The organism is Flavobacterium sp. W22_SRS_FP1, assembly GCF_052113685.1.
Taxonomy (GTDB): domain Bacteria; phylum Bacteroidota; class Bacteroidia; order Flavobacteriales; family Flavobacteriaceae; genus Flavobacterium.
This window is the reverse complement of the sequence record NZ_JBGQOE010000001.1, coordinates 151,516-172,761: the sequence shown is the minus strand read 5'-3', so window position 1 is coordinate 172,761 and position 21,246 is coordinate 151,516. Positions and strand designations below refer to the sequence as shown.

The 21,246-nt window shown below is 35.2% G+C and carries 12 protein-coding genes; 9 read left to right on the top strand and 3 right to left on the bottom strand.

The features are described 5' to 3' along the window. Positions 1 to 3: 3 nt before the first annotated feature. Entirely contained in the window at positions 4 to 501 is a 498-nt protein-coding gene (locus ACEN2H_RS00665; protein ID WP_441729551.1) for a metallophosphoesterase family protein, read from the bottom strand. 218 nt (positions 502 to 719) lie between these two features. On the opposite strand from ACEN2H_RS00665, the gene truA reads away from it, so the two are divergent. The 4 genes from truA (at position 720) to ACEN2H_RS00645 (ending at position 5,617) form a co-directional block, all read left to right on the top strand. After that, positions 720 to 1,460: a tRNA pseudouridine(38-40) synthase TruA gene (gene truA, locus ACEN2H_RS00660; protein WP_441729550.1), complete on the top strand. Its 741-nt coding sequence runs from the start codon at positions 720 to 722 to the stop codon at positions 1,458 to 1,460. An 87-nt stretch (positions 1,461 to 1,547) separates the two neighbouring features. After that, positions 1,548 to 3,302 carry an ABC transporter ATP-binding protein gene (locus ACEN2H_RS00655; protein ID WP_441729549.1) on the top strand — a complete coding sequence of 585 codons (1,755 nt, stop codon included), beginning with the start codon at positions 1,548 to 1,550 and terminating at the stop codon, positions 3,300 to 3,302. Positions 3,303 to 3,514: 212 nt separating this feature from the next. Next, a complete protein-coding gene (gene lpdA / locus ACEN2H_RS00650) occupies positions 3,515 to 4,903 on the top strand; it encodes a dihydrolipoyl dehydrogenase (RefSeq protein WP_441729548.1) in 1,389 nt (462 codons plus the stop codon). A gap of 228 nt (positions 4,904 to 5,131) precedes the next feature. Continuing rightward, positions 5,132 to 5,617: a hypothetical protein gene (locus ACEN2H_RS00645; RefSeq protein ID WP_441729546.1), complete on the top strand. Its 486-nt coding sequence runs from the start codon at positions 5,132 to 5,134 to the stop codon at positions 5,615 to 5,617. A gap of 363 nt (positions 5,618 to 5,980) precedes the next feature. Here ACEN2H_RS00645 and ACEN2H_RS00640 read toward each other — a convergent pair whose 3' ends face one another. Both ACEN2H_RS00640 and katG read right to left on the bottom strand, forming a co-directional pair. Next, complete coding sequence (locus ACEN2H_RS00640) at positions 5,981 to 6,592, bottom strand: hypothetical protein (RefSeq protein ID WP_441729544.1); 612 nt, start codon at positions 6,590 to 6,592, stop codon at positions 5,981 to 5,983. Positions 6,593 to 7,207: 615 nt separating this feature from the next. After that, on the bottom strand, positions 7,208 to 9,433 hold the full coding sequence (katG, locus tag ACEN2H_RS00635) for a catalase/peroxidase HPI (protein WP_441729543.1): 2,226 nt from the start codon (positions 9,431 to 9,433) through the stop codon (positions 7,208 to 7,210). Between the two features lie 659 nt (positions 9,434 to 10,092). Between katG and ACEN2H_RS00630 the strand changes: the two genes are divergently transcribed. From ACEN2H_RS00630 to ACEN2H_RS00610, 5 genes are all read left to right on the top strand, one after another. Then, positions 10,093 to 11,145: a glycosyltransferase family 9 protein gene (locus ACEN2H_RS00630; protein ID WP_441729542.1), complete on the top strand. Its 1,053-nt coding sequence runs from the start codon at positions 10,093 to 10,095 to the stop codon at positions 11,143 to 11,145. Between the two features lie 86 nt (positions 11,146 to 11,231). Then, positions 11,232 to 11,930: a DUF2461 domain-containing protein gene (locus tag ACEN2H_RS00625; RefSeq protein ID WP_441729541.1), complete on the top strand. Its 699-nt coding sequence runs from the start codon at positions 11,232 to 11,234 to the stop codon at positions 11,928 to 11,930. A gap of 200 nt (positions 11,931 to 12,130) precedes the next feature. Continuing rightward, complete coding sequence (locus ACEN2H_RS00620) at positions 12,131 to 16,360, top strand: hybrid sensor histidine kinase/response regulator transcription factor (protein WP_441729540.1); 4,230 nt, start codon at positions 12,131 to 12,133, stop codon at positions 16,358 to 16,360. Positions 16,361 to 16,545: 185 nt separating this feature from the next. Continuing rightward, complete coding sequence (locus ACEN2H_RS00615; RefSeq protein ID WP_441729539.1) at positions 16,546 to 19,722, top strand: SusC/RagA family TonB-linked outer membrane protein; 3,177 nt, start codon at positions 16,546 to 16,548, stop codon at positions 19,720 to 19,722. Between the two features lie 4 nt (positions 19,723 to 19,726). Further along, a complete protein-coding gene (locus ACEN2H_RS00610) occupies positions 19,727 to 21,205 on the top strand; it encodes a RagB/SusD family nutrient uptake outer membrane protein (protein WP_441729538.1) in 1,479 nt (492 codons plus the stop codon). Positions 21,206 to 21,246 lie beyond the last annotated feature (41 nt).

Below are 21,246 nucleotides of genomic sequence, written 5' to 3'. Positions count from 1 at the left end.
TAATCAGGCCCGTTTCTCTATCTCAATAATCTCTAAATCTTTAATCTTGTCTCCGTCGATCGCGAAACGCAGCATGGTGCGGACTTGATGAAAGCCACTTTTGCCACAAGCCCCGGGATTCATGTGCAACAGATCATGCTTCTTGTCGAACATTACTTTTAGAATATGTGAATGCCCACAAATAAATAATTTAGGTGGGTTTAAGGTCATCTCTCCCTTAATATTAGGATTGTATTTACCAGGATAACCACCAATATGTGTGATCCACACATCGACACCTTCGCACATGAAACGGTTGTGCAGCGGGAATTCCAACCGCGCTGTCGCATCGTCGATATTACCATAAACCGCCCGTAACGGTTTCCTTATCTTCAGGCTGTCAGTAACGCTAAGGTCTCCAATATCGCCTGCATGCCACACTTCATCTGCTTGGTCCGCATACTTTAAAATGATGTCATCTATGTGACTGTGTGTGTCTGAAAGGAGTAGAATTTTTTTCAAAATATTTTTTTAGGAGCTTTTTCCTGCTTTCCACTCCAATCTTTTTATCTCAAAAAAAGAGATAAAAAGGATTTCCGGGTCAATCAGGGCTATGATTTAGCTGTAAAACTAATCATTCAGTTTACAATTAAAAAATCTATTTGAAACTTAACAAACTTTGTGTCTTAGCCGCTTCGCAAAAAAATTAATAAGTATCTTTGCTTCCAGAAAAAAATAACTTGAGGTATTTTATAAAATTAGCATACAACGGAACACAATATCATGGATGGCAATACCAGCCTAACGCTTCCTCTGTTCAGGAAACGATGAACAAGGCAATATCTGTATTGTTGAATTCAAACATCAACCTTATGGGTGCAGGACGCACGGATACTGGGGTTCACGCCAAAGTAATGTATGCCCACTTTGATTTTGACTCTCCTATAGATATTCAGAAATTAGTACACAAACTCAACTCCTATTTGCCAAAAGACATTGTAGTTTACGACATTATTCTGGTTTCTGATGAAGCACATGCTCGTTTTGATGCTACCAAAAGAACCTACGAATACCACATCAACACTTTCAAAGATCCGTTTGTGATGGAACAAAGCTGGTACTTTCATCAAAAACTAGATGTCGACTTGATGAATGAGGCGGCGAAACTATTGTTCAACCATACTGATTTTCAATGTTTCTCAAAAGTGAGTACGGACGTGAACAGCTTTGACTGTACTATTTTTGAAGCACATTGGAAACAAGAAAACAGCCAACTGGTATTTACCATATCGGCAAATCGTTTTCTGAGAAATATGGTTCGTTCTATCGTAGGGACCTTGGTAAACATAGGTATGTATAAAATTACGCTCGACGATTTCAATCTGATAATTGAAGGCAAAAATAGAGATAAGGCTGGTTTTTCGGTACCGGCACACGGATTGTATTTAACCGAAATTGATTACGATTACATAACGAAATAGCCCTGATAGCAGTGAAAATCCTTCCTGTTTTTTCTTTAAAAAACAGAAAGATTGCAACGAATAGCAGGAAACAGCTCCAAAAAAAAAATGAAAGCAAAAGCATTCGATACCAGATTATTCAAACGCATATTACAGTATACAAAACCGTACCAATGGCGATTTAACGGCGTTATAGCATTCGCGATTTCCCTTTCCATATTTGCAGCATTACGCCCGTATTTATTGAAGCAAACAGTGGATGACTACATCCAGACGAAAGATCCCGACGGGTTTTTATTTTACATCACTTTAATGGGAGTGGTTCTTCTATGCGAAGTTTTTTCACAGTTTTACTTTGTCTTTTGGGCAAACTGGCTGGGTCAAGACATTGTTAAGGATATTAGAACCAAATTATTCAAGCATCTTTTGAGCTTTAGAATGAAATATTTTGACCTCGTTCCTGTTGGCCAGCTAGTCACGCGTTCTGTATCGGACATTGAATCGATTGCCCGTATTTTCAGCCAAGGCTTGTTTATGATTATCAGTGATCTAATGAAGATGGTTGTGGTCCTTATTTTCATGTTCTACATGAACTGGCAATTAACATGGATTGTGATTGTTGCCATGCCAATTTTAGTCTTTATCACCCGAATATTTCAACGCAAAATGCAGGTCGCTTTTGAGGATGTGCGGAACCAAATTTCGAATATGAACTCCTTTGTGCAGGAAAGAGTAACGGGAATGAAAATTGTACAGCTATTCCATCGGGAAGATATTGAAGCTGAAAAATTTAAAGACATCAACAACAAGCACAAAAAGGCATGGATAAAAACGATTCTCTATAACTCGATTTTCTTTCCTATTGCCGATATAATTTCATCCCTGACCCTTGGATTTATTGTTCTATATGGCGGACTCAAAATATTGAACGGAGATACATTTACCACTTTTGGTGATTTATTTTCGTACACTATGTTCATCGGAATGTTGTTTAATCCCTTGCGTCAGATTGCTGATAAATTTAATGAGATGCAGCTGGGAATGATTGCTGCAAACCGCGTATTTGCCATTATTGACACCCAAGACCAGATTCAGGATACGGGCACAATTGAAGCACCCGTTTTCCTTGGAAACCTAAAGTTCAAAGATGTACATTTCAGCTATATTCCTGACGAAGAAGTTATCAAGGGTATTGATCTTAAAGTAAATGCAGGAGATACAGTCGCAATTGTTGGCTCTACAGGTGCAGGAAAATCAACGATTATCAATTTATTGAACCGATTCTACGAAATTGATAGTGGTGAAATTTGCATCGATAATCAAAATATAGAAAGCTACACTTTAGATTCTCTACGAAAGCAGATTGCAGTGGTATTGCAGGATGTTTTCCTTTTTGCCGACACCATTTTCAACAATATTACGCTAAATAATCCTGAAATTAGCCGCGAAGACGTCTTGGCTGCAGCGAGAGAGATAGGAGTACATGATTTTATCATGACTTTGCCTGACAATTATGATTTTGACGTCAAAGAGCGCGGGGTGATGTTATCCTCTGGTCAGCGCCAATTAATCGCTTTCTTGAGAGCGTATGTCAGTAATCCAAGTATTCTTATTCTAGATGAGGCAACTTCGTCTATCGATAGCTATTCTGAGGAATTAATACAACGCGCCACCGAAACCATTACACAAGGCCGCACTTCGATCGTGATTGCTCATCGATTAGCTACTATCGTCAATGCGGATAAAATTGTGGTGATGGACAAAGGCTTGATTGTCGAACAAGGAACGCACAAGGAATTAATCAATCGCGAAAGTGGGTACTACAAGAATTTGTATGATTCCCAGTTTTCAGTAGCTAATTAGCTGCTTAACCACAAAGAGCGCTAAGATATCACAAAAGACACAAAGGTTTGATTAAAGATTATTAAGAGCATTATTTGAACTGATTTCACTTAATATAACGGTGAGTTTTTTAAAACTTGTTACTTTACCACTTTATTACTTCTAAACTTTCCCAAAACAGAATAAATCCTTAAATTCGCAAAATCAATTAATCGAAGAAAAACACATACAATATGAAATACGACATCATTGTTTTAGGAAGTGGACCAGGCGGATATGTTACTGCTATTAGAGCATCACAATTAGGCTTTAAAGTTGCCGTAATTGAGAAAGAAAGCTTAGGCGGGGTTTGCTTGAATTGGGGATGTATCCCGACCAAGGCTTTACTAAAATCAGCACAAGTTTTTGATTACCTAAAACACGCTTCCGATTACGGATTGACTGTTTCATCCTTTGACAAAGATTTCCCTGCCGTTGTACAACGCAGTAGAACTGTCGCAAGTGATATGAGCAAAGGTGTCCAATTCTTAATGAAAAAAAATAAAATTGACGTTCTTAATGGTTTCGGTAAACTAAAACCAGGTAAGAAAGTCGATGTTACAGACAAAGACAATAAAGTTACTGAATACAGTGCAGATCATATCATCATAGCCACTGGAGCTCGCTCCCGTGAGTTACCTAACTTGCCACAAGATGACGTAAAAGTAATTGGATACAGAAGAGCAATGACTTTAGCTACGCAACCTAAATCGATGATTATCGTAGGTTCCGGAGCGATAGGTGTTGAATTTGCTCATTTCTATAACTCAATGGGAACGGAAGTGACCATTGTTGAATTTATGCCTAACATAGTTCCCGTTGAAGACGAAGACATTTCAAAACAAATGGAACGTTCGATGAAAAAAGCGGGTGTGAAAATTATGACCAACTCTTCTGTTGAGAAAATTGACACTAGCGGAGAAGGCGTAAAAGCGCATGTAAAAACGGCAAAAGGAGAAGTAGTTCTTGAAGCTGACATTTTACTATCGGCTGTTGGTATCAAAACAAACATCGAAAACATAGGACTGGAAGCAGTAGGAATTGCTACTGATAAAGATAAAATACTGGTAAACGAATTCAACGTAACTAACATCCCTGGTTATTATGCTATTGGTGATGTGACTCCAGGACAAGCTTTAGCTCATGTAGCTTCTGCTGAAGGAATCAACTGTGTGGAAAAAATTGCGGGAATGCACGTAGAACCTATTGACTACGGAAACGTACCGGGTTGTACTTACGCAACTCCAGAGATTGCTTCTGTAGGTTTGACCGAAAAACAAGCTAAAGAAAAAGGATACGAATTAAAAATTGGTAAGTTCCCATTCTCAGCTTCAGGGAAAGCAAAGGCATCAGGAACTCCTGATGGTTTTGTAAAAGTGATTTTTGATGCTAAATATGGTGAATGGTTGGGTTGTCACATGATAGGTGCTGGGGTTACAGACATGATTGCTGAGGCTATCGTTGCTCGTAAATTGGAGACTACAGGACACGAAATCCTAAAATCAATTCACCCACACCCTACAATGAGTGAAGCGGTAATGGAAGCTGTAGCTGATGCTTACGGTGAAGTGATTCACTTGTAAATGTAAAATTGTATTTTATAGATTCACTTTAGTTATCAGTGGCCTATAAACAAAATAATCAAATCCGATTTGCGAAAGTAGATCGGATTTTTTCATTAAAAAAAACAAGCTTTTATAAATATTATATTTTTTTAATAAATAAATATTTATTAATTCGTAAATTTGGATGTTACGTTCTGTATTTATAAGTGAATATGTTAAAAATCTAACATTTTAAACTATTTGACTATGAAAACTCTAAAACAATTCAGTTTAGACCCAATATTAGTAATGGTAACTTTCTCAATCATTCCAGAAGACATACATAAATCAGTTATTAACGAAAATCGAATAGAAATAACGCCTGCTGGCAAACATGATATTGTTGCCATAATTGTGACTAATGGAGCTTGGGAAATAAGCTCTTATTGGAAAAGTGAACGAGATGAAATGATTAATTTTAATGAATTTAATTTTACTTTTGGAGCTGATGACTTGCTAACAGTAACTGATGATACAAACTCCTATCAGGGAACCTGGTCCATCCTGCAAGCAAACGTTACTACTAACAGCACATCTCATTTAAAATTTAACATCGCTCTTGCCTGCCCTATCCGTTTTGTTAAAATAATCGATGGTTGGCAAAGTATTGAAAAAACTACCGACTTTTTTGAATTAAAAGACTTTAGCAGCAGAAATGGTATCACAGACTTTTTAACCTTCAGTCAAAATTAGATGCTGCAATTATTAAAGTAGATATCACACAGGAATTAAAAAACTAAGACTGGACAATAATAAAAGTAGAATAGTGGCTACTCAAAAAAAGTATCTATCCGCTTAAAAGTTATTAGTTTTAAGTAATCTGTGCGGGCTCATTTAAATACATAACAAATTTGAAAACAATAACGTACAAGAAATAAAATCACCTATTCATTACTTATAATATACAATTATTAAGAATATAAGATTTCAGAATAATAATAGAGTTGGTCATTACTCTCAAAATATAAAAGTAGGCTTTGTAAATACTACTGCTGAATTCACTGTAATTTAAGAGTAATTTTACCTTGAATCCAGACAATTAATTCAAAGATTAAATTAGCTTCTAGCAATCTTTATAATGCTTTTAATGACATCATCAAGTTGGTTTGAGCTTTCTATTATCATATCACAAATATTACTTGTATTAGTATCTAATAGTGATTTGTCTAAAAGACTCGTAAGTCCAATTATATTGCTAAGTGGCGCGCGAATAAGATGTGATTGTTGAAAAATAATTTTTTCCAATACAGTACTGTTTTTTTCAATCTTTTCATATGCAATTTTCAAATCTAATTCCTCAGCAACATACTTTGTTATGTTGTATCCTACGCAATATATTCCTACAGGATTCTTTTCATCATCAAACATAGCTTTATACTCCCATTGAGTATACACATAAGAATCATTCCCATCGTGTTTCCTAATTGTTGCTGGAAATAACTTAGTTGGGTTTTCAAAACATTTAGCAGCGACTTCTATGCAAGTATTAATATCATCCGGATGCATTGTAATATGATATGGTTGTCCGACAAGATTGCCATGTATAGATGAAAATGCGTTAGCATAATTGTCGTTTACATACGAATAATTACCATCCATACCGGTAGTCACCACATAAAATAAAGCGGAATTATTTAATAATCCTTTAGTTTGTTCGAAATGTTTCATTAGCTACTATTTTAATGTTAAATGTAGTAATTTATCCCAACATATGGCTATTAGTTTAACTTTTAATTATACTCTAGGCCGATAAGCTAATTGAAAATAATCTAAACTATCTATCGGTACATCACAATTTACCCTTTGACAACCGGATTAACGATTAGACTGTCTCTCACAATGATATGTATCAACGAAATACTTTATCAATTTAACCAATAAATAAAATAGAAATGTACTTATACTTGAACAATAAGGCCTCGCTAAAAAGTAAAATCGATCACATTAGCACTTGTTGAATCTGTTAACTTAGACGCTGCAAACCGCTAAAAATCTACCCCCATAGAGTTTTCGACAAATAAGTGTATCGAACATCAAACATCCGCTACTCCTTTCTTTTTTATATCGTTTTATCGAAGTTTTATAAGCTTCACATTAATTTTTCACGTGCAGCTGGATAAGGTGGTATTAGATGTTCTAAACTCCAAACAAAAGAACTATGATCACTTAAAAAACATTGAATAGTAAAAATAAAAAAAGGTGGTCTGTTACCAGACCACCTTTTACTATTCAATAACTATCAAGATGCATATTGCAATCCTTTAGCTTAGTTCTCGATTGAAATTAAGCTAGGTCAAAACGACCCAAGTTCATGACCTTGTCCCAAACTGCAACAAAGTTATGTACAAATTTCTCTTTAGAATCAGAACTTCCATAAACTTCAGCGACAGCTCTAAGTTCTGTGTTAGAACCGAAAATAAGGTCTACACGACTTCCAGTCCAGTTCAATTCACCAGTCGCACGATTACGACCTTCAAACACGTCATCAGCATCTGAAACTGATTTCCAAGTAGTACCTAAATCTAATAGATTTACGAAGAAATCGTTAGTAAGCGCTTCTGTGTTTTTAGTAAACACTCCATGATTAGTTTGACCGAAGTTCGTATTAAGAACACGCATACCACCAACAAGCGTCGTCATTTCTGGCGCTGTTAAAGTTAATAATTGCGCTTTATCTATTAACATTTCCTCTGCAGATACTGTATATTTAGTTTTAGTATAGTTTATAAAACCATCAGCTTCTCCCTCTAGAAATGAGAAGGACTCTACGTCTGTTTGATCTTGTGAAGCATCTGTACGTCCTGGTGTAAAAGGAACAGTTACGGTATGACCTCCGTTTTTTGCAGCTTTTTCAATTGCAGCGGCACCAGCAAGAACAATAAGGTCAGCGATAGAAACTAATTTACCTCCCGACTGAGCAGTATTAAATTTAGCTTGTATTTTTTCAAGGGCCGTAACCACTTTATGCAGTTGAGAAGGATTACTCACTTCCCAATCTTTTTGCGGAGCGAGACGAACACGTCCACCGTTAGTTCCACCACGTTTATCAGAACCACGGAAAGTAGAAGCTGATGACCAAGCGGTATATACTAATTCCGATACAGATAAACCTGAATCAAGAATCTGTTTTTTAAGTGATACGATGTCATCATTATCAATTAATTTATGAGAAACCGCAGGAACTGGATCTTGCCAAATTAGTTCTTCGGCAGGAATTTCTGGTCCCAAATAGCGGGATTTAGGTCCCATATCACGGTGTGTAAGTTTGAACCAAGCTCTAGCGAAAGCATCATCAAATTCGGCTGGATTTTCTAAAAAGCGTCTTGATATTTTTTCGTAAATGGGGTCAAATCTTAGTGAAAGGTCTGTAGTCAACATAAACGGCTGGTGACTTTTTGAAGGATCGTGTGCATCTGGCACTAAACCTGCTCCTGCTCCATCTTTTGGTCTCCATTGGTGAGCTCCTGCTGGACTTTTAGTTAATTCCCATTCGTATCCGAATAAATTTTCTAAATAATTGTAACTCCATTTAGATGGCGTCGTAGTCCAAGCTCCTTCTAAACCACTAGTGATAGTATCTTCTGAGTGACCTTTTCCGTAAGCGTTTTTCCAACCTTTACTTTGTTCTTCAATTGGTGCAGCGGCTGGTGCTGGACCAACATATTTATCTGGATCTGCTGCGCCGTGAGTTTTACCTAGTGTGTGACCACCCGCACATAGTGCAACAGTTTCTTCATCATTCATAGCCATACGAGCAAAGGTCTCACGAATATCATGAGCGGCCAATAATGGATCAGGATTTCCATTAGGTCCCTCTGGGTTAACGTAAATCAATCCCATTTGAACCGCAGCAAGAGGCTGTTCTAATTCACGACTTTCATTATAACGATTATCTCCTAACCATTCACGCTCAGATCCCCAATAGATATCTTCGCTTGGTTCCCATACGTCTTCACGTCCAGCAGCAAAACCGAAAGTTTTAAAACCAGCAACCTCTAAAGAACAGTTTCCAGCCAAAACAATTAAATCAGCCCAAGAAATTTTCTGACCGTACTTTTGTTTAATAGGCCATAATAACAAACGCGCCTTATCTAAATTAGCATTATCAGGCCAGCTGTTTAGTGGTGCGAAACGTTGCGTTCCTGTTCCTGAACCACCACGTCCATCTGATGTACGATATGTACCCGCACTATGCCAAGCCATTCTCATGAAAAAACCACCATAATAGCCATAGTCTGCTGGCCACCAATCCTGTGAAGTTGTAATTAGTTCTTTTATATCTTTTTTCAAAGCATCAAAATCTAATGTTTTGAAAGCTTCCGCATAATTAAAGGTTTCACCCATAGGGTTAGACAATGCGGAATGCTGGCGCAAAACATTTAATTTAAGTTGGTTAGGCCACCACTCGCGATTAGTTTGAGCAGTATTGGCAGATTGTTTTGCAACAGTACCTCCACCACCTGCAAATGGACACTTGCCTCCGTCGTTTTGATTATTCATATTTTCCATAATATATTTGATTTTAATTGTAGATTTCAAAATTACATATTTTATACAATCAAAAATATTTTTTCAATAGATAAAAACTATGATAGTTTAGACTTAATGAGATTATCTGAAATGAAACATTGGGTCCCTATCAAATTATTTAAGATCATTAAAAAATTGTATTACAATAAATATAAATAGCACTTTACTGCTTTATTAAACCAAGCTAGACTCGATAATAATTTTAACAAGATGTTCCATTCAAAAGCTAATTAAAAATAAACGAAAGGCGTCATGCCAGCTTGGGCTTCAGTTTTTATGGATTTAAGGCATTTCCATTGCAACTATAATAATGTCACAACTTATCTATATATTACCAAAGTAGATGTTGAAAAAGGTCCTAAACATTTATAAATAAATCATTTAATAGCAAATACTTTCTTCAATGTATTAAAAGCCAATTAGCCAAAATAAGGAAAGCGGCCCTACTATATGATTCTCAATAAACTTAATGGACGTCCCAAAGTTTATACTATATTTGTGACTAAAAAATTGTAAAACAATGGATAGCTTATTACTTATTAACCTATCCATAAATCCTTTTAAAAATTTACTACACCATAATATAAATTATCTTTTTTACTAAAAACGAAACCCACTATTAATGCTATTCTATAAACATGAATATTTTAAAAAACATAAATATAATTAGAAGGAGTTTGATGCAGGGCGTGGCTAAAAAAATTAGTGGATCTTCAATGAATCAAAATCTAAAGCTAATAGATAAGCACGACATAAAGACCGTACTGATTTCCAGACCCAATCACAGATTGGGAAACCAATTATTAATCACCCCACTTATCCAAGAGGTTACCGATACATTTCCAAATTGTAAAATAGATTTATTTGTAAAAGGCAACATAGCTCCTATCATATTTGAAAACTATCAAAATATTGATAGCATTATTAAATTGCCAAAAAAACACTTTAACGACCTACTTCCATACATAAAAGGCTGGTTAGCCCTTAAGAAAAAACAGTACGACCTAGTCATAAATGTGGAAAAAAACTCTTCATCAGGCAGGTTTTCTACAAATTTTGCAAGATCACATTATAAATTTTACGGGGATGAAGAAACTGGTTTTGAATTGAAATACCCAGATCATAAACACATAGCGAAATATCCAGTATACGGATTACGGAGCTACCTGTCTAAACTTGGAATCACAAACAAAGAGAATTTAGTACCTTCCTTAGACATTAAGTTAATTCCTTCCGAAATTGCAGCTGCCAAACTTGAATTAGAAAAACTGATAAATAAAGATCAAAAAACAATCTGTCTATTTACTTTCGCCACGGGAGAAAAATGCTATTCGGAGATCTGGTGGAACGCATTCTATAAGAGACTTAAACAGGAATACGACAATTACAATATTATTGAACTTTTGCCAGTTGAAAATGTTTCACAAATAGATTTTAAGGCGCCTTCGTTTTATAGCAAGGATATTAGACAAATCGCTTCCTTTATTGCCAATACGGATATCTTCATAGGAGCAGATAGCGGCATGATGCATTTGGCAAGCGCTTCAAAAACACCAACGCTTGGTTTGTTCTCGGTTACTGTACTTGACAAATACGAGCCATACGGTAATCATAGTGTAGCGGTCGACACAAATAACACGAGTACGGATGAAATGATTAAAGCAATCAACAGCATTCTTTCAAAAAACTAATTTTATTGAGTCCTAGAAGTCAAAGCTAGATCTTCGATAGAAGTAATTGGAAACCGATAATTTGAATTAATAAAATTTTATTCTAGATGGAAATTGTAGCAATAAACAATTCAACATTAAATTTCCTTAGCGATATTGCCAAAAACAATAACAGAGATTGGTTTCAAACGAACAAGCAATTTTATCTCGAGGCTCAGGGAAATATGCATTCCTTTATCGAAACTCTTATTTTAGAAATCAACAAACACGACCAACTAAAGAATAGAACCGCTAAAAAAAGTCTCTATCGTATTTACAGTGACATGCGATTCAGCAAAGACAAACTACCCTACCACATAAAATTTGACTTTGGCTTGAAGAGATCTGGAAAACAGAGAAGAGGCGGCTATTATATGAATATTAAGCCCGGTAATAGCTATTTGGCCTGCGGCTTTTTTGCGCCAAATCCAGCAGATTTAAAAAAAATTCGTGAAGACATCACTGCGAACCATACGCAATGGTATGCTTTACTGCAATCAGAAGCAATCCAATCCAATTTTGGTAACCTAGGAGGTAATAGCGTTTTGACTACCCCTAGAGGATTTCAGAAAGACCATGTGGCTATCGAATTAATCATTCACAAACAGTTTTATTTTAGATACGATTTTACCGATCAGGAAGTGCAGTCGGCAGATTTTTTATCGAAAGTGAATTTAATATACCAATCAGTAAGACCCTTTTTCGATTATATGAGCGAGGTATTGACCACGGATTCTAATGGGGAAATGATTGTTTGGCTTAACTGAAATCACTTGTTTTTAACATCATTTTAAGTCTATAAAATCATAATGCCTCACAAAAAGAGAATAAACACACGTCCTTTCCCATTTTCTAGTATTTTATGTATATTTGGTAATTAACTATGTCGATTACATAAATTATTGGTTTTTAAATCGAACCCTTCTGTCGGAAAATTTTGAAAAACAAATCACAAAATAATAGTAAATTGAAAATTAAGATTTTATTTGTTTATCTTATCTTATTAGGTTTTGTTGCCTGCAGCGACAAAGAAGAACAGTCGCGTACTACAACTACCAATTCGAATCTTCAAAAAGTCACTGAACAAGAAATAAAAAGTGGTATGTTGAAAACATTTACAGATTCAGCAAAAACTTTAGAATTGAAGTATTCACTAGAACAATTAGACAACACCAAAGGACTGTCCAATAGCTCCGCAAATACCATTTTTCAAGATTCCGAAAATTTACTTTGGATTGGGACGTGGGACGGTTTAAACCGCTATGATGGAAATACTTTTAAAATTTTCAGACCTGAATTAAATAATGAAAATAGCTTGAGCAATCAGGTAATACTTAAAATAGATGAAGATCATTTAGGCAAAATTTGGATTTTGACAATGCACGGGATAAATCAATATGATAAAAAAACAGACGTTTTTAAACGTTTTTATTTTTCTAGAAAAAATACGCCCCCATTATCTGAATCTGAATTTAACATAGCACTTGACAACTCAAAAAAAGTATTCTGCGCCGTAAAAGACTGGGGAATTGGCTATTATAATAATACTGATTTTGAATTGTTAAAATTTACGAGCCTACCCAAAAAGGCTGTCAAAAAAATGCAGTTCAATTCTAATGGCGACTTAATGGTGTTATTTGAAGACGAACAACTTTATTCATTATCCATTGCAAACAGGAATAAAACTGAAAAAAAAATTACAAAATTAGAGTTGATTTCAGAAAATATTCGAACATTCGAAACCATATCGAATGAGAAAATTTGCATAATAACGACCTCTGGAAATACCATTATATATTCAGTCTCCGACAAAAAAAATCAAATTCTTATAGAAAATAACATTGATAATTTCATTGGAAAAATTCCTGAAGGACTCGTTGCATCAGGCAAATCAGGCTACAGCATCATTGACAGCACAGGCACGGTCATCAATAAATCTTGGTTAAAATACCTAAAAAACCAAAAAATCACTACTTTGATACAAGGAAGCGAAAATGTGATTTGGACAGGTACAGATGGCGATGGAATATTTAAAATGTTTCCTCTTAAAAAGTCATTTAACCTCGTTTCAAAAGCCCAAATTACCGAACTGGACGGTGGTATCATTAGAGCTTTTCTCGGATTAAAAGACAATTCATTTTGGGTAGGAACAAAAGGAAAGGGCCTTTTTAAATTGCCTTCTAACTTTTATCAAAATGAACAACCTTTAAAATATTCCAATTTCAATGAAAATAATAGCGCTATTAATAATGCCGTTTTTTCCTTGTGCAAAGGAAATAACGAGCTATTATTTATTGGGACAGACGGAGAAGGCATCACTGTTTACGACTTAAAAAACTCTAAACTCATTAGTTGGTCCGAAATTATAGGAAACGAACAATCCGACTATTTTAAGTCTATTTATTCCATTTATCAAGATGAGCAGGGCTTTATTTGGCTTGGAACTAATGGTTACGGTATGATTCGTTGTAAAATAGAACGTTCAGACAACAAGCTTAAATTAACTCAATACAAGAAATACATTGCAGATAATGAGGATGGAAAATCCTTAAGCAGTAATATTATTTTCTCTATTGTCCCTAAGAATCAAAACCAGCTTTGGATAGGTACTCGATTGGGCGGCCTCAATCTCTTTGACAAAGAATCTGGCCTATTCCGTACTTATAAAAATAAAAAGAATGATCCGCAAAGTCTATCTAACAATGATATATTATGTCTGAAAAAAGACGCAAAAAATAGACTTTGGATAGGCACCAGTTTTGGACTTAATTTACTGGAAGATTTAAAAAATGATGGTAGCGCCACATTCAAAAGCTATTCAGTAATAGATGGACTTCCTAACAACACCATTCACGGAATTGTCTCCGATAAAAAATCACATTTATGGTTAAGCACTAATTTTGGTTTATCTAACTTTATCCCAGAACAATCAAAATTTATTAATTACACTAAAAACGAAGGGCTACAAAATAATGAATTTGCTGATGGCGCATTTTATCAGGATCCAAAATCAGATTATATTTTCATGGGTGGAATAAAAGGATTCAATTACTTTTTACCTCAAAAAATAAAAGAGTCAGAAGTGATTCCTGATCTATTGATTGATAAAATTAGTGGCCAAAATCAGGCGGATCCCTATTATCAGGGATTGGTTATTTCTCCAGATTCAAAGGCGCCTCCTGCCATTTTATTGGATCACAATCAAAACTTTTTTGATATTGAACTATCTGCTTTAACTTATATTAACAGTGAAAAATGCCAATATGCCTATAAGTTAGAAAATTTTGACAAAGGTTGGAATAACATCAATAATCGACGAAGTATTTCATTTACCAATGTACCACGAGGCAAGTATTCTTTGTGGATAAAATGGACTAACAGTGATGGTGTATGGACTAATCCTGTCCATGCAATAGACATAAGGGTCATGCCCGTATATTGGCAATCTGGTCTTGCCCTTTTTTCATACGCCATATTGTTTTTCTTTTTTATATTATTTGTTGTCAGCTACTACAAAAAACGTCAGTCTTTAAGTCAAAATATTCTTTACCGGCAAAGAGAAGAAGAGCTGCATGAAAACAGACTTTCATTTTTTACCAATATTGCACATGAATTCTTGACCCCTTTGACACTAATTGTTGGCCCCATTCAAAGATTGGCAGAAACAAATAACCTTAGCGAAAAAAACAAGAAGTTCATTCAAATGATTGAGCGAAACTCTTCGCGATTGCTTTTTTTAACACAACAATTACTGGAATTCAGAAAAGCAGAGTTTGATTACCTCGAAGTTGTAGTGAAAAAATTTGATTTGGTAAACTTAGTAGAGCAAATTGCTGAATTGTTTGATGAATGGGCATTAGCTAAAAATATAGAATACAAGCTTGAAGTTCCATCCAAGCTAAATGGATGGTTTGATAAGGATAAGATTGAAAAAATTATTTTCAATTTGATGTCAAATGCTTTTAAATACACTCCTGAGAACGGTAAGATTGATTTAAAAATTGCTGTCGACAAAACCAACTCTAAAAAATTAATCATCACTGTCGTAAATACGGGTAAAGGCATCCCGAAAGAAAAACTAGACTCCCTATTTGATAAATTTTTATTAACGGACACAAATATAGGATCTGACAATGATCTGTTTAGAACGGGAATAGGTTTAGCTTTTGTAAAAAAACTGGTAACCATATTGAAAGGAGAAATATTAGTTTCAAGTATAGCAAACGAAACTACCACTTTTGTAATAAGTATCCCTTGTGGCAAAAAAGCATTTTCTAAAAAAGAGTTTGAAGTCGATATTGATGGCGCTAGTAGCGGTATTGCTGAAACTAACCAAGTTTTCATTTCTCAACATCTCAAAAGTATTTTAGAAGAAATACCTAGTAAAACTGATGCAGTCCCTAATAAAATTTCAACCCTTGATACCGTTATTGATCAGAGGAAAAGAATATTAATTGTGGAAGACGAAAAGGAAATACATTCCTTTTTAAACGAATTATTAGCCGAAAAGTATAAAATAAGTGTAGCCTATAATGGTATTGAAGCTTTAGAGAACATTAAAACAGAAATTCCTGATATCATTATCAGTGATGTAATGATGCCTTTGATGGATGGAATAGAATTTTGTAAAAAAATAAAAAAAGACATTCAAACCTGTCACATCCCTTTTATTATGCTTACCGCAAAAGAATCTGTTTTGCATCGAATTGAAGGAATTGAAAGCGGGGCCAATTCTTATATCCCAAAACCATTTCATCCAGACCATCTATTAATCCGAATCCAAAAATTGCTAGAAGAAAAGGAACTCATATTGAAGCATTTCGCACAGGATAACCTTTCGGAAAACTTATCTGCATTACCCATAGAAAAGAAGGAAAAGGAGTTCATTAAAAAGGTCATTAATTTAATACGAAAAAATATAGATAACGAGAACTTACAAAGTCTCTTTATCGAAAAAGAATTGGGGATGAGTAATTCTCAATTGTATCGAAAAATAAAACAACTATTTGGCTTTTCTCCGGGCGATTTAATACGAACAATCAGATTAAAACATGCGGCCGAACTTTTGCGGAAAAATGTTTTGACAGTATCAGAGATTTGCTATCTATCGGGTTTTAATAACCGATCTTATTTTTATCGTGAGTTTAAAAAGATGTATGATATCACTCCAAAAAACTACCAACTTAAGTACAAATAGCACGGCTAAGAAACTTTCAAACCCCCTGAAATAGAAGACGCGCACTACAGTGTACACTTTTGATGAAATAGTGCATAAAGTATTTTGATGATTTTTTTAGATTTGACTATTCAAATTTTGCATTTGTAATTAAGTGTTTATTTATTGACTACAAGCTTTACAACAACCAAAAACAAGTAACTAGAATGATTGAATTTTCAACAAAATTTTGGAATCATAGAAAACTATTTTTTCTATTCCTAATCACTACACAGCAAGGCTTCGCCAACAATGTATTTGAAAGCAAAGCCAGAATCGGACCAAAAGTTTCTAATTTACCCCTTTTGATAGTAAAAGATAGGCAACAAATTGACGTGACAGGAAATGTAACCGATGAAGCTGGAGTGCCCTTGATAGGAGTTAATATTCATGTTTTGGGAACCAGAATTGGAGTACAATCCAACCTAGAGGGAGCGTATGAATTAGTAAATATTGATACAAATGCTGTCCTTGAATTTAGCTATGCTGGGTATGAAACGCAAAAGATATCCCTAAATGGAAAAACGAAATTATATGTCGTTCTTAAGGTTAGTAAAACGGAGTTAGATGAAATTGTAGTTGTTGGGTATAGCTCGCAAAAGAAAAAGGATCTTACCGGGGCTGTATCTACAGTAAACATTGAAGATTTTAACAAATCCGTTTCTCCTTTTGCTTCGCAATCATTACAAGGTTTAGTCTCTGGCGTTAGGGTAACTTCAAACACTGGGGCCCCAGGTGAAGGAGCGCAAATTAGAATAAGAGGTGTTGGCTCTTTAAGTGGAAGTAATGCACCCTTATATATTATAGATGGGATTCCTACCAATAATGGAATGGATAATATATCGCCCGCAGATATTGAAAATATTTCAGTTTTGAAAGATGCCGCATCAACAGCAATATATGGCTCTAGAGCTGGTAACGGCGTTGTTCTTATTACTACTAAAAAAGGTAAAAAAGGACAGGACGCTAAAATTACTTTTAATTCTAGTTTAGGATTACAAAGACATGGGGAACTTACTAAAATGACTAGTAAAAATAAGTATGTAGAAATTTATAATGAGGCAGCTGATAATGATAATTCCTTTCTTTCATCAGATCAATCCTTTTTGATAAGAAAGAAAATTTCGCCAGAATATGCCGCAACATTACCGGATGTAAATCATTTGGAGTCGATTTTTAGAAGTGCTCTTTTGCAACAATATCACTTAGGAGTTAGTTGGGGTACCGAAAAAACGACCTATAACTTCTCAGGAGGGTATTTTGACCAGGAGGGTATTTTATTAGAAAGTTCTTATGCTAGGGCTAATGCAAAATTTAGTATGAATACAGCCGTTAAAAGTTGGCTTAATATAGGGTTAAACTTAAATGTATATAGTGATGAAAATAACATTGTAGGAAGTTCTGGCGATGGATTTGGTGGTAATGGAGGAAGCGCCATAAGATATGCCTTTTTTAGAACGCCCGCTATTCCAATATATGACTCGGAAGGCGTCTTTGTTGATAGACCCGAAAGAACGGATTTTTTTGGCGATGGATACAATCCTGTCGGGGTTTTACAAAATACTGACAATGTTAGAAAAAACAACGGACTATTTGGAGATGTGAATTTCAAGTTTGATTTATCGGATGACTTATTTGTAATATCAACAATAGGGGTAGATAGATCTAGCTTCAAACAGAGGAGATTTAATAAAACTTGGGGGGACGTAGATAGAATTAACAATCCGAACTCACTTATAATTAGTTCCAACTTAGTATCGAATTCTACAATTAGCAATGTATTGAATTATAAGCATACATTTAACGATCTTCATAGTTTTACAGCGCTGCTGGGGAATGAAAATATAGTTAACAATGAAGAATATTTTGAGGCGTCAGATCGGAATTTTGTGGATCAAAATCCATTATTAGTAACCCTAGGAAATGGCAAGGGACTTGATAATTCATCTGAAGCAGTAAGCAAGTCAGTATTACGCTCTTTTTTTGCACAGGCTAATTACAATTACGATTCACGATATTTTGTTTCTGGAGTAGTAAGAAGAGACGGTTCATCTCGCTTTGCTGAAGGAAACCAATGGGGAAACTTTTACTCAGCCTCGTTGGGATGGCGAATCGATAAGGATTTGTTGAAAAACAATAAATATATTAACAAATGGATGCTTAGAACTGGTTATGGTGCGGTGGGAGATCAGCAAATCCCGGATTTCGCCTATTCCTCATTAGTTGGCATAAATTATAATTATCCTTTTGGAGGAGTTAGCCAAACAGGAAGTGCGGTAGTTTCATTAGGTAATAATTCATTGTCATGGGCAACCAGTAAACAAGTTGACGTAGGTACAGACATAAGTTTTTTTTACGGGCAACTCGAATTTACTTTCGATTATTTTCATAAAAGTACAGAAGACATGCTCTTAAGAATCTCAATGCCATCTTCAAATGGAAATGCTGGAGCACCTTTTTTTAATTCGGGTAATGTGTTAAACTCAGGATACGAGTTTGATGTGACGTATCGAAAACTAGTTAGCGATGATTTTAGCTATTCGATAAAAGCAAATGCATCTTTGTTGCACAACGAAGTAACGCAATTAGATGCGCCTATTTTAGCGGGACGCATAGATAATAATGTTTATGCAACCAAAACCGAAGTGGGACAACCAATAGGTTCGTTTTTTTTATACACCCAGGAAGGCATTTTTCAAAACACAACTGAAATATTAACAAGCGCATTCCAAGGGAACAATATTCATCCCGGTGATGTCAAATATAAGGATATCAATAGAGACGGGATAATTAATGAGTTAGACCGCTCTCATACTGGTAGTTCTATACCTGATGTAACCTTTGGACTGAATACGGAATTCAAGTACAAGAATTTATCTTTAGAAATTTTCTTTTCAGGAGCCTACGGAAATAAAATATACAACCAAATAAACACTGATAGTGAAGGCTTTTATAGACCATTTAACGTTACCCAACGGTATTACGACGAACGTTGGACAGGGGAAGGGACAAGCAATACCCAGCCTAGAGCTTCTTGGGCAGCTAAATCGAACAATACTAGACCGTCAACTAGGTTTTTAGAAGATGGCTCTTTTGTTCGATTGAAAAATGTTCAATTAGGCTATGAATTCAATAGAAAATTTCTACAAGCGCTCAATTTATCTAAACTAAGAATATATATCTCAGCGTCCAACCTATTGACATTGACTAAATATTCAGGATTAGATCCCGAGTTTTCGACTAATGACAATTCCAGATCTGAAGGGGATTTAGCTGCAGGAATCGATTTTGGGACATATCCTAATTCGACGGTGATACAATCTGGTTTACAATTAACATTTTAAGATTATGAAAATAAAAAAAATATTTCTATCAATAAGTTTAGTAACGCTATTTGTAAATTGTAGTGATTTAGATACTGAGCTTAAAGGACAATACACAACCGACACTTTTTTCAAAACGAAAGATCAAGCTATTTCAGCAATAAACGCAACCTACCAGATTGCGAGTTTTAACAGCACGAATAATAATTTATGGGTGTTTGGCGATGTGGCATCAGATGACACCGTCAAAGGTGGAAATGCTGGAGATGCAAGTGATATCGGGTATGTTGACACTTTTGAAGTAATTCCAGATAATGGTGCAATTGAAGCTTTCTGGCAACATTATTATGAGGGTATAGCACGAGCAAATAACATAATCTACAATGTGCCTTCAATAAATATGGATCCTGTGTTGAGAGACAGAATAGTTGGAGAGGCAAAATTTTTAAGAGCCTATTTTTATTTTCATTTAACCAATATTTTCGGTAATGTACCGTTAAGAGTAGCGCCAGTTTTAGATGTAAATGATTTAAGTGTTCCACTTTCATCGGTTGATGATGTGTACGCACAAATTGTCAAAGATTTAGATGATGCTTCTACTACATTAGCGCCAGCATACGGACCTGCTGATTTGGGAAGAGCAACAAAAGGAGCAGCTCTAGGTTTACTAGCTAAAGTATTTCTTTTTCAAAAAAAATATACTGAGGCTTTAGCAATTGTAACTCAGGTAGAAGGTATGGGTTATGCCTTAACACCCCTTTACACAAACAATTTTGATTTAGAGCACAAGAATAATTCGGAGTCTATTTTTGAGATTCAACATCTCCCTAATCAAATTGTTTTTCAGGGGACATATCTTAATCAGTATTTTTCACCTGCTTATTTAAACGGCTACTTTTTTAATGCCCCAACTGCCAGTTTTGTTGATGAATTTGAAAAAACAGCTGGTTTAGTGTCTGATCCAAGATTAGATTATTCTGTTGGAAGATTAGGAAATAAATGGGTTGACGGACAAGATTTCGATCCCGATTGGTCTCCAGCAACTGGTTATTTGGATAAAAAACAAACTAACGATGTTGTTGGCAGCACGCCAATAGGTGATGGTCCTAAAAATTATGTCTTTATGAGATATTCTGAAATTTTATTGATAAAAGCAGAAGTGTTAAATGAATTGGCAAGAGGTTCAGACGCTCTAATTCCCTTGAATAAAATTAGAGAAAGGGCTCGCAATAGTTATTTGTATGACACTAGTCTTCCTGGTTTTGGAACTGTACCTCCTCTTTTACTTCCTGATGTTACAAACTCAGTGCAATCTTCCTTGAGAGATGCAATACGTCATGAACGAAGAGTTGAGCTGGGATTAGAATTTCACAGATTCTATGATATTATGAGATATGGGAAGATTTATTCAGAAAATGCACTTAAGGACGCGAATTTTACATACGAAAACAATCGATATTTCCCTTTACCTCAAAGTGAGAGAGATACCAACACAAAATTATGATAACAATATTTTTTATTAACATTTACCACCACTAACATTTA